At 52.6% G+C, this 11,288-nt stretch carries 9 protein-coding genes; 6 read left to right on the plus strand and 3 right to left on the minus strand.

The features are described 5' to 3' along the window. Positions 1-150 precede the first annotated feature (150 nt). On the minus strand, positions 151-483 hold the full coding sequence (locus tag GKC30_RS14680) for a type I restriction enzyme endonuclease domain-containing protein (RefSeq protein ID WP_155935727.1): 333 nt from the start codon (positions 481-483) through the stop codon (positions 151-153). Between GKC30_RS14680 and GKC30_RS14685 the strand changes: the two genes are divergently transcribed. Beyond that, positions 470-868: a hypothetical protein gene (locus GKC30_RS14685; RefSeq protein ID WP_155935728.1), complete on the plus strand. Its 399-nt coding sequence runs from the start codon at positions 470-472 to the stop codon at positions 866-868. The two genes, GKC30_RS14680 and GKC30_RS14685, sit on opposite strands and share 14 nt — an antisense overlap. A 31-nt stretch (positions 869-899) precedes the next feature. Here the strand turns inward: GKC30_RS14685 and GKC30_RS14690 are convergent, their stop codons facing one another. Continuing rightward, positions 900-1,946, minus strand: a complete 1,047-nt coding sequence (locus tag GKC30_RS14690; protein ID WP_155935729.1) for a helix-turn-helix domain-containing protein — start codon at positions 1,944-1,946, stop codon at positions 900-902. A 363-nt stretch (positions 1,947-2,309) separates the two neighbouring features. On the opposite strand from GKC30_RS14690, the gene GKC30_RS14695 reads away from it, so the two are divergent. Continuing rightward, positions 2,310-3,710, plus strand: coding sequence for an MATE family efflux transporter (locus tag GKC30_RS14695; RefSeq protein ID WP_155935730.1), 1,401 nt, complete (start codon positions 2,310-2,312; stop codon positions 3,708-3,710). A gap of 226 nt (positions 3,711-3,936) precedes the next feature. On the opposite strand, the gene GKC30_RS14700 is transcribed toward GKC30_RS14695, so the two are convergent. Further along, positions 3,937-4,248 carry a hypothetical protein gene (locus tag GKC30_RS14700; RefSeq protein WP_155935731.1) on the minus strand — a complete coding sequence of 104 codons (312 nt, stop codon included), beginning with the start codon at positions 4,246-4,248 and terminating at the stop codon, positions 3,937-3,939. Between the two features lie 261 nt (positions 4,249-4,509). Between GKC30_RS14700 and GKC30_RS14705 the strand changes: the two genes are divergently transcribed. The 4 genes from GKC30_RS14705 (at position 4,510) to GKC30_RS14720 (ending at position 10,961) form a co-directional block, all read left to right on the plus strand. Continuing rightward, the gene (locus GKC30_RS14705; protein WP_196772918.1) at positions 4,510-6,609 is read left to right on the plus strand and encodes a TonB-dependent receptor; all 2,100 of its coding nucleotides are present in this window, start codon (positions 4,510-4,512) and stop codon (positions 6,607-6,609) included. 283 nt (positions 6,610-6,892) lie between these two features. Then, positions 6,893-8,674, plus strand: a complete 1,782-nt coding sequence (locus GKC30_RS14710; RefSeq protein ID WP_155935733.1) for an ABC transporter ATP-binding protein — start codon at positions 6,893-6,895, stop codon at positions 8,672-8,674. After that, positions 8,626-10,398, plus strand: coding sequence for an ABC transporter ATP-binding protein (locus tag GKC30_RS14715; RefSeq protein WP_155935734.1), 1,773 nt, complete (start codon positions 8,626-8,628; stop codon positions 10,396-10,398). The genes GKC30_RS14710 and GKC30_RS14715 overlap by 49 nt, the downstream gene beginning before the upstream one ends. A 23-nt stretch (positions 10,399-10,421) precedes the next feature. Then, entirely contained in the window at positions 10,422-10,961 is a 540-nt protein-coding gene (locus tag GKC30_RS14720) for a hypothetical protein (protein WP_155935735.1), read from the plus strand. Positions 10,962-11,288: the final 327 nt, after the last annotated feature.

Genomic DNA, 11,288 nt, shown 5'->3' on the forward strand with positions numbered 1-11,288 from the left:
GTGGTCATGACGTTCTCCTCTTCGGGTTTGGTGAAGCTTAGTAACTCCATCCATACCCCGATCAGGGACGGCATGACCACTTCCTCTTGGAAGGGCCAAGTGTCAGGTTATAACCATCTCACTTCAGTATAGCCCTTTAGACATGCCGCCTTAGCTCGCCCACTGAGCCGAAAGCTCCTCCGCCTGCCTGAGCACGGCCTGGACAGCGGCGTCCTGCATGTCGGGCGGGTAGCCATACTTTCTCAGAATCTTCTTCACCAGCACACGCATTCGGGCCCGAGCGCTTTCACGCTTGGACCAGTCAACGGTCACGTTCTTCTTCAAGCTGTTCAGGAGCTCGTGGGCGATGACTCGAAGCGACTCGTCCCTCATGATTTCCACGGCGCTTTCGTTCTCTGCCAGAGCGTCATAGAAGGCGATCTCTTCCTGGCTCAGCCCTTCCTCCTCGCCTCGGCGGTGCGATTCCCTGATGTCCCTGGCCAGCTACATCTGGCGATGGGAAATAGAGGTTAACTTCCGGGACGAAAAAACGTTGCTCGGCCTGGGAGAAGCCCAAGTCCGCACAAGCCGAAGCGTGGAAACGCTCACGCCGTTCCTGGCTGCGGTGTACGCGCTGCTGTTGCTCGCCATTGAAAAAGTTGGCGGACGACGGCGCACACTCCCGCCTCCGGCCTGGCTCCACCAAAGACTTGATGGGCAACCGCGCACCTCCACAGCGCAAGCGCTCCGCGAATTCCGCACGGAAGTCTGGGGTGACGCGCTGATGGGAAGGAATAAAAGCAGCTTCATGAACACAAGTACGTCGTTCATGAAGCCGATTCATTTGGAAAACTGCGCGGCCAGCGCCGTTTGCTACGCCACGAGATAGCCAAACGCGAGGCCCCCGGCTTTGCCGGGGGTCATGACTTTTGATTATCGCTTGCAACCTTGCCTACGGCATATATCTGCCCCGGGGTGTTCCGGTAGTGCCTTCTGAACGCCGCAATGAAATGCCCGATGTTCGTGTAGCCCAGCTCGTAAGCGCACTCACTCACGTTCAGCTGCCGTGAGACAAGCTTGTCGTAGGCAAATATCATTCTGCAGGAATGCTGATACTGCCCTATGGTCGTGTTGTATTGATGTTTGAACACAGCGCTCGCCTTGGAACGACTCATGCCTATGGAGGAGCACAACTCGGCTATGTTGCCGCTGCGGGAGACATCGCTCTCCAAAATGCTTTTAAGCTCTTTGATCGATTCAATATCCTGGTGCGCAAACACCCCGGTAGGCCGGGCTTTGCATTCGAGGATGTTAAGCATCATCTTTGTAACGAATTCAATCGATGCTGATTTCAGTTGCAGAGTATCAAGATGCGTGATCCGGGGCAGCTTGAAAAGTCTCTGTCCCGCCAGGATTATTTCTGGGCTGGCCAGACCGGAAATATGTGTGACCTGCTCCCCGGCGTCGGAAAGATTTTGGCGCAGTTGCTTCATAATTCCTTCCCCGGTTTGCGAACCGAAATGTCGACGGACAGCTTCTCCACTCATGGAAAAACTGATATGCCGATATTGCTCCTGTGCCGGGATCTCCGTGACTCCCTCGACACCATTCCAATCTCCCCATGAAAACATGTTCTTTTCCATCTGAATCCCTCGGGTGGGATTCTGCTCAAAACCGATGTTGCTCGAACCTTCAAGCAGGAGCACAAAAATCATCATGGGCACATCACAATGAAATCTGTTTTTATGAAGTTGGGTTATCCCGCTTGAAGAACAAGTGCCGAGAACGACCCCCTCAAGCGGTTCGCATATCCACCCTTCCAACTGCCCATGACTGCACTCCATGAAAACGTTGACCGGGTTGCCGGCCAGCTCAAGAGCGTCTGTTTGCGCCAGATAAGCTGAAAGAGGGGTCAACGTGTCGAAATTCCATTTCAACGGACTCTTATTGAGAGGATCGTATAGCATATGCCCCCAGACGGTGTGTCGGACAACAGTGCACGGCTGGAAAAGTGTACGAGGAAAACATGTTGATCAAGACAGGACTTCGTGCAGCCGATTCGTCCCATCCTGTCTCAAGCCCAGCCCCCACCCCTGGAGGGAGATAGCGCTCATAACAATATGCGTTCACTGAACAACTACACGCTCTGACAACAGATTCCCACGCCACAAAACTCTCTCTATCCGAGAAGATAATGAAAATCAACATCAACATGGTATATGATTCTGTTATTTCCGGGGAAGACTGATCTCCGGTGAGCTGCTAGAGGGTCAGGATGTGTTCAATCGCCAAACATTCCTCTGCATGAATTTCCAAATCAGGGACTAACGATGCGAATTCTTAAAACTTTCCGCACTGAACTCTCCAAGTTCCTTCCCCTGTTCGGCCCACTTCTGGTCTCACAATACGCTCAGACTGCCAACGGCATCATCGACACGATCATGGCCGCAAGACTCGGGCCTGAGGGGCTCGGCAGCGTTGCCGTGGGGGTGGCTTTATGGATGCCGGTATACATGTTCGTAATCGGCGTACTCTTCGGTGTCCTGATCATCGTCGCACAGCATTTCGGTGCCAAGGACGCCGAAAGCATTCAGAACTCGGCCTGGCAGGGTATATGGACGGGACTTGGCCTCGGGATTGCCACGGCCGCACTCGTTTACGCGGTTTCCAGCCAGATGGGGTGGTTCGGATCAGATCCGGGACTGGCTGACAATGCCCGGGGGTATGTCCGGATGGTCATCATCGGATTTCCATTCGGTGCCACAGCCGTTGCCCTGAGATTCTACAGCGAGGGGCAGGAGGCGGTGCTGCCAGTAACTGTCATGGCGGTCCTGGTCGTGGGTTTCAATACGTTTTTCAACTATGTCCTTATGTTCGGCAACTTCGGATTCCCGGCAATGGGGGCCCAGGGGTGCGGACTGGCAACAAGTCTTTCGATGGTCCTGTTTTTGATAATGCTCGCGGTGTACACGAGCTTTTCCCCGCGATTCAAGAATGTACGCCTGCTGAAAAGCATCAAACTGCCCAACCCGGCCTCCCTGAAGGCCATTTTCAAGCTGGGCCTGCCCATAGGATTCGGGGTCACCAGCGAATACCTGGTGCTGTCGGTCATCACCCTGTTCATTGGGAGCGTCGGCGCCTTGCAGGTGTCTGCCCATCAGGTGGCTTTCAGTTGCATGATGCTCTTTTTCACCATCCCGGCATCAATGAGCTTTGCCGCGTCCATACGGGTGGGGGTCCTCATGGGTGCGGGAGACCCAGGCGCTCTCCGGCGCTCGGTGAACAGCATTCTCTCCCTGTGTGCCATTACAGGGATTGTTCTCGGCTTCATTATGTTCTTCCAGGCGAAATCGCTTGCCGTTCTGATGGCGGATCAATCCGGGATCGCAACCCTGGCCGCGGGACTCATTAAAATTGCAGCCCTGTTCCTGTTTTCGGATGCCATTCAAATTTGCTGCAACGGAATCCTGCGCGGAGTGGGAGATACGGCCAAACCTTTCGCCATAACGGCTTCCGTTTATTGGCTGTTCTGCATGCCATTTGGCTACATTCTTTCCGGGATGCCGCTTCCCTTCGGCCTGTCGATCCCTTCGGGGCTCTTCGGTATCCACGGCTGGTGGATTTCCCTGACCATTAGCATCTCTTTGGTCGCGATCCTCCTGTATCACAGGGTTCGCAAGACACTACAAGACAAGGAAATCGTCTACAATGAGGCCTACTCCGGCGTATAGTGCAGTCACAACGTCCTGCGCTGGACGCGATCCGTGGCCACGAGAGCCATGGCCGCATGAGGCCCGGAGCACAGGCAAGGCGTTCCACATATGCAACCCCGAGCCAGAGCCATGGTCGGTGTGGGAGCAGTATCTGCGACGCCTGGGCCATGACATCACGACCATCCCAGCCCCTGAATGGGTCGAAAGACTGAGGCAGCTTCCCGAGTCTGAGCATGACGACAATTCAAAAATCCTGCTCTCCATGGCGAGCAAGGATGGGTACGATCCGATTCTCCCCCTCCGGATAGACATGCAAAACACTTTGGCTGCCCTTGGCACCAAAGGCAACAGGATACCTCGCTTCTCCTTCGATCAATTCAGGGCCTGCCACGATGCCATGGTAGAAGAGGGCTGGCTTCCAGCGCCCACAGGCCAGTTCAAGAACCAACGACAGCCCATAGCCGATGCAATGGCTGGCCAAGCACCCTTCATGCGCAAAGAATGATCCGGTAGCAACGGACAGGGACACTGTCTTGCGGATGACAAGGATCCGCATGGAGCGTATCCGTACGGGGCCTTCTATCTGTCCAGGAAACTGCTCAAAACCTTCCCGAATCTAGGCCGAGACCCTGGCTTCGATAATGAAAATCACAATCGGCCAGGAATTAACGAGCTTCGGTCAAGACGCATCCCCTGGTCCTATGTATTTAGCCACTTTATGAAAACCGAAACATTGGACTGGCCAAAAGTTTCAACACTCGGCGCATGCTGAGGACTCACCATAAACCAATTTATGTATCGAGGGAGGGATCATCGCGTGCCCAAACATCTACGAACCACACTGAAACATCTCGTCACAGCCACTCTCTATTGCGTTTTGCTCAGCATTCCAGCCCTTGCAGGCGCTGCCGACAAAGAGAAGGAACCTGAACAGGAAGGGGAAAAAAGCTACCAGCTTCCGAGCGTTGTGGTCACAGCAGATAAAAGCAGCAAAGACGTGCAGAAGACTCCAATAGCTATGACCGTCTTTACCGAGCAGGACCTGGAAGACAACAATATCAAAACAATTCGTGATGCGCTCGCCCGTGTGCCGAGTTTAATGCAGGTGGAAGACATTGGCGGAAACACAAAACTATCGTTTCGTGGAGCGCTCTCGTCCACCGGCACGGAAACGAGCCCCCTGGTCATGTACATTGATGGCGTCCCGGTCGACTCCTATTCCTTTCTTGATGCCAACCTTTTAAACATTGAGCGAATTGAAGTCTTGCGCGGCGCTCAATCTTCCATTTACGGAAAAAACGCCTTTGGCGGTGTTGTGAATATTATATCCAAAAAGCCGGACAACGAGCTCCAGGGCAAGGCTTTCGCAGATGCCGGGACCGAAGAGAGCTACGGGTTCGGGGGTGTCGTCAGCGGCCCGATCGTTGAAGACAAGCTCTTCTTCTCGCTGGCTGGCAGCCATGCCCACAGCAGCGGATTTATGGACCACCCCAACAGCTCCGACAGCAATCTCGAACGCAATGTGCGGTTAAAAGGGCAAATGCGCCTGCTTCCAACGGATGAATCGGAACTGAATCTTCACATGGACTACACCGCAAAACGCGATGGCTTTATCCCGTATGCCCTCGGCAAATCGGCTTCGCTGGAGTCGCCAGCGGCTGATTCGGATTATCGGGATGAGGACATCGTGAACATGGCCTTGCATGGCGCAGTCGATTTCGAGCACCTGACATTCAAAAGCATCACAACCTATCGCAACGACATCATGAAGTCATCGCTGGACACAAAGCCTATATACGGTCCTGCCGTTGGCGGGCTTTCCAACTACCACGATGTCAGCAGTGAATACACACAGGAGTTGAGGCTGCAAAGCCGCGAGGACAAAGAAAACAGCTTCAACTGGTTGGCGGGTCTGTATGGTGGATACAGGGATTTCGACCGCAAAGAATTCAACTTGGTCATGGGCGGCGTGGAGATCACCGACTATCCGTACCAAGAAAAAACGCTTGATTTCGCACCATTTGCACAGGTCGAGATTCCGCTTGCCGAGGCTTTCACACTTACGGGCGGATTGCGCTGGCAATATGTCAAACGCAACGCGTCACTTCACTATGAGCTCTTTCAAGTCCCTCAATATGAAGTCAACCCCAGCGACTCATGGTCCGAATGGTTGCCCAGGCTCGTTCTTTCTTACGACATCAGCGATGAGCACATGATCTATGCAGGTGTTAACAAGAGCTTCCTGCCCGGCGGATACAATCGGCAGAACACGGTGTCCACGGTCAAATACACCTACGACTCACAGACTGCCTGGAACTACGAGTTGGGTGCGAAGACTTCATGGCTTGACAAACGACTCAATGCCAACCTGACGCTCTTCTATTCCAAGTACAAGGATATGCAGGTACGTCAATGGGATGCCATAGCTGTGTCGACTTTCGCAGAAAACGCAGGAGCGGCGACCGCCTATGGTGCGGAACTCGATTTGGACATGCAGATCAGCTCCGAGCTAAGAGCCATGGCTGCAGTCGGTTACACTCACGCCAAGTATGACGACTTCATCAGCAAGTCCTTTGCGGGCACAGATGTGGATTATTCCGGGAAAAAAGTGGAGAACACCCCGAATTACACCGGAAACGTCTCGCTTGTGTACCGTCATGGCAGTGGGCTCATGGCTCAACTAGGAGCGCAATACGCTGGGAAAATGTACTGGGCGGCTGACAATATTGACTCTCGTGATCCCGTCATCACGGCGAATGCCAAGGTCGGATATGAAGCGGAATCGTTTGACGTATACCTCTACTCTACCAACCTTTTTGACGAACGGTACGCCAACGCCTACGGCGGAGCAAACCTGGATATCGTGATCATGGCTCCCCCCCGAGAAGTCGGCTTGCAATTCAACTATCGCTGGTAGCTGAGCTGCGGAATCGGTAACCATTTTTTAATAATAAAAACATAAACGTAAGAAGAAACCATCCCGCTCGGGACGCAGAGGCCGGAGGTTCAAATCCTCTCATTCCGACCAGGAAAAGCAAGGGTTTACGACAGATCGTCGTAAACTCTTTTTTGTTTTTGCTACCCGAAATTGTCGCAGATGTGAGCTTTGGTGAACATATTGCGAAAGTCGGTCATGTTTTTCCAAGCATATCCTAATACAAATACCGTTGCCATTCACATTTAATCTAGGAGATTCCTGCGTGGGCATCCTTTTTTTTATGAAAAATACCTGCGAGAGAGCCCCTGGGGTAGCACCAAAACTCGTCGGCGCTATTTTGCTGGCCGCCATGGCATCTATTGTCTACCCCATCCCCATTTTAGCTGGATGGGAAATGCTTCGGGACTCTCTTTACAGCACAGACTCAACTCCATCGGCATGGCCTGCTGCATTGGCTGTTTCTGCAATATTTGCTTGTATTTCCTTTCGACTTCTGTCCTCATGGCTCTCCCATCTTTCAGCCGCACAAGTCAGCCGGACACTGCGTCTTGCGCTCATGGAGCATCTCGGCAAACTTCCCTTGCATTGGTTTGCAACCAGAAGCACAGGTGAACTAAAAAAAATACTCAATACAGACGTTGGCGAGATTGACAAGTTCATAGCCCATAACATTACCGATACAGTTTCCGCCCTGTGTCTGCCCTTTGTATCTATCTTGGTCATGAGTTGGGTCGACTGGAGGTTGGCCCTGTTGCTGATTGTACTGATGGTTTATGCAGCTTCTATCCAGGTAGGTAGCTACAAGGATGCGTTTAAAAACAAATTCATGCAGCGGTACAATGAAGCCCTGGTTATGCTTCACGTGGATTCAGCGGACTTCGTTCAAGGCATGCCCGACATCAAGATTTTCAACAAGTCCACGGAATCATTCAGCCGCATGGGCGAAGCTGTGCGCAGGCTGAATTCCATGCAAGAACACGTAGTCTCCTTCTACGCGCTCCGCTGGGGCAACTATCTCACTGTCATTGCGGCCCCTCTTGCCGCCATGTCCATTGCGGGGGGAATCTTCCACATGCAGGGGACCCTGCCCATTGATCGCTACATCCTCGCCATCATGCTCGGAAGCCTGGCCCTGGTTCCGCTGGTAGCAATCCTGCGTTTTTCATCCTTTGTGATGCGCACTTACTACAGCTGCGTGGCAATCATGGCGATTCTGGATGTACCGATTGAAAGAAAAGGCAACTTTACTCGCAACGATGTTGGCAATGCAGACATACATGTGAGCGGCCTGACCAAAAACTTCGGAGACAAGCCTGTACTCAAGGATGTTAGTTTCAGGACACGCCCGGGGACCGTGACCGCCGTTGTCGGCATGAGCGGCTCAGGGAAGAGCACCCTTGCCACTATTCTTGCTGGCATGGAGGAAGCTGACAGTGGCAGCATCACCATTGGAGGATTGCCTCTGGGGTCGCTGCCTTCGGCTGAGCTAGCGGCATGTTTCTCTGTGGTCTTTCAAAAGCCATTCATTTTTAGCGGTACTGTCATTGAGAATATTCGACTCGGGAAAGAGGATGCATCCGTCAACCAGGTCATTGAAGCCGCCCGTATGGCCCATGCAGCCGGTTTCATAGAGACCCTGCCCCAAGGATACGACACGATGATAGGTGCTGGCGGCGATGTTCATCTTTCCGGGGGCCAGTATCAGCGTATCGCCCTGGCACGAATGGCCCTGCGGAACGCCCCCATTGTGCTGCTTGATGAGGCGACTGCTTTTTCTGACCCTGAGAGCGAGGCTGAAATACAGAAAGGGCTGGCCTCATACCTGACCGACAAAACGGTCATTGTCATCGCACATCGCCTTCGCTCCATAGCTGCAGCCGATACCATCATCGTCCTTGACCAAGGCCAAATCGTACAGACCGGAAATCACGAGGAACTTCTTGCCACTGAGGGCATCTATGCCCGCCTCTGGGCAGCCGACGCCACGGCAAGATCATGGACGATACGGAACAAAAGCTTATGCCACGACAAGGAACAGGTATGATAAAGTCATTGAATTTCATCAGTGAACACAGAAGCAAGCTCCTGGCGCCCCTTGCCCAAAATACGGCGGCTGCGCTGCTTTTGACAGCATCGTACGCAGTAGCCGTCCAATTGATTCTTTCTTTTCTACATCCCTCGCAAAGCGGCCTTCCTTGGGCGCAGATCATTTGGGGTGGCCTCATTGCAAATCTTTTGCTGGGCTATTTTTATCTTATCCGTGGGTATACTCGGAATTCTATGAGGATTGGCCACCAGATCTCGACGACATTGAGACTCAAACTATGCTCCCACATACAAAAACTGCCACTTTCGTTTTTGAAGAAAAACACACCTTCAAAAATAACAGGTACACTTTTGAATGACATGGTGTACACCGAGTCGGTTTTCTCGGTTTATATTTATGAACTGGCTGCAAGCTTACTTATTCCATGCCTGCTGATGTTGGCACTGGCAATCATGAACTGGCAAATCGCTGCCGCCGCGCTGTGTGCCATCTTCACAGCCATTCCTTTTCTGCTTATGTCGTATAGATCGGCATCAGATAGTAGCCCTGAGTACATGGAGGCAAAGGCGAAGACCGATCACTCGATGCAGGAATACCTGGAAGGCATACGGGAATTGAAAGGGGCCGATCGAACTGGAGAGAGATTTCTTCCTTTCATTCATCACAACGATGCCATGCAACGAATCTCCCTGAACATTGAAACCCGACTGGGCATATACTGTCAGACGTATACCGGCATACTGGACTTGATCTTTGTCGTTATTTTTGTCTTGGGTAGCCTTGCTCATTCCAAAAACAATCTGTCACTAGCCGTTCTCATCTTTCTTCTTTGCATGGCCAACAGACTCATCGAGCCCATGCAGATGCTCGGGATGTTCCTGACCGAATTCAGATTCGCCCTTGGAGCACTGGGACGTGTCATGGATATTTTCAAAGAGAAGCCATTGCCGACCGAAATCGGCTTCAAAAAACCCGCAGATGGCAGCTTTTCATTCAACTCGGTGTCCTTCTCCTACGGCGGGGAGCAGGTGCTCAAGAATATCTGCATCCACGCTCCTGAAGGGAGCGTTACGGCTTTGGTCGGAGAATCAGGAAGCGGCAAAACCACTGTCACCAACCTTTTGCTGCGGTTTTGGGATGCCGATACAGGCAGCATTCACGTTGGAGGAACGGATATTAAGACCATGGACCAACAGGAGTTGTATTCATTGTTCAGTGTAGTGTTTCAGGATGTGTACCTTTTCAACGACACGATCATGAACAACATCCGCATGGGCAAGAGCAACGCCACCGACGACGAAGTCATCGAGGCTGCTCGCCTTGCCTGCTGCCATGACTTCATAATGATGCTCAAGGATGGATACAATACGGGTGTGGGCCAAAACGGTGCAATGCTATCCGGTGGAGAGCGCCAACGCATCGCCATAGCCAGGGCGATTCTTGCACAAGCGCCTATTCTGGTGCTTGATGAGGCCACTGCCTCCATTGACCCTGAAAATGAACTCCAGATTCAACGCGGCCTGAATAACCTGATCCAGGGACGGACCTTACTGGTCATTGCCCACCGATTGTCCACCATTCGATACGCCGATCAGATTTTGGTTCTTCAGCAAGGTCGAATTGTCGAACAGGGAACTCACGATGAACTGATCGAATTAAAGGGCTCGTATCACCATCTCTGGGAAGCCCAGGAATCCATCAAGTCCTGGTCCGTCAGGTAATCCTCACACCACGGAGGGTCATTATGTCAACTTTCCCCCATGCCACTATTCTGAACACCTCTCTGACAAGGGCATTTTCCTCAATCGTCAGGGAACGCACCGATCAGCCCGCCTTGGTGCAAGACGGGATCACCATCACCTATGGCGAGCTGGATTCTCTTTCCACGGCCATGGCCATGGAACTCATAAAGCTTTATCCTGAATGCCCCGACATGCACCCTTCCCTTGGGTCTATGCAGAAATCCCAGGAAGGCCTGAGTGTTGCGCCACCCCTCCCTGTGACCTGTGTCTATCTGCCCCGCTCCATCGAAAACATTGTGGCCTTTGTCGCCGGGGCAAAGGCTGGGGTTGCCTGCGCTCCCACTGGTGTAGACTGGCCAGATGGATCCATTCTCAGCTTGTTTCGGACCCTCCTGAATAAACGCGACTATTCGGAAGAAGACTCCTTCCTGGAATCAGGAGGCTCATCAATCAAAGCCGCAAGGCTCTTTGCCCAGGTGCGCCGAGCTAGTGTTGCGCCCTCAAATATAGTCCATATTCTTAGCAAGGTGGAAGTCGCATGAAGCCGACGTTTTCCAGTGGCGATCGTATCGACGAAAATTGAGGACGCGACACTAGTGTCACGTTCAACAATTGAATACACATTAAGCCTTCAAGGGCTTCCCTTCGTAGGTCGAGACCTCTGCGCATCCCCTTTTCGCGTCACATCTTGCGCTCCGCGCTCCGCTTGAAGTTGTGATAGCACTCCTGCTTGGGCTCAATCCCGGCTCTTTCCGGCCATTTCTGGCCGAAATGCCGGATTTTGGACGCACCTCTCCCATCAGGCTCGCGCCAGTCGAACAGCTTTCTTCAAATTGAACGCCATGGCGAGGATGTGGAACTCACCCTCC

Source organism: Pseudodesulfovibrio alkaliphilus (assembly GCF_009729555.1).
In the GTDB taxonomy this organism is placed as follows: domain Bacteria; phylum Desulfobacterota; class Desulfovibrionia; order Desulfovibrionales; family Desulfovibrionaceae; genus Pseudodesulfovibrio; species Pseudodesulfovibrio alkaliphilus.

Excerpts from the sequence above, each read along its gene's own strand:
- GKC30_RS14685 (WP_155935728.1), top strand. The coding sequence starts at position 470 with ATGTCCCTGGCCAGCTACATCTGGCGATGGGAAATAGAGGTTAACTTC.
- GKC30_RS14700 (WP_155935731.1), bottom strand. The coding sequence starts at position 4,248 with ATGCGGATCCTTGTCATCCGCAAGACAGTGTCCCTGTCCGTTGCTACC.
- GKC30_RS14715 (WP_155935734.1), top strand. The coding sequence starts at position 8,626 with ATGGACGATACGGAACAAAAGCTTATGCCACGACAAGGAACAGGTATG.
- GKC30_RS14720 (WP_155935735.1), top strand. The coding sequence starts at position 10,422 with ATGTCAACTTTCCCCCATGCCACTATTCTGAACACCTCTCTGACAAGG.
- GKC30_RS14690 (WP_155935729.1), bottom strand. The coding sequence starts at position 1,946 with ATGCTATACGATCCTCTCAATAAGAGTCCGTTGAAATGGAATTTCGAC.
- GKC30_RS14695 (WP_155935730.1), top strand. The coding sequence starts at position 2,310 with ATGCGAATTCTTAAAACTTTCCGCACTGAACTCTCCAAGTTCCTTCCC.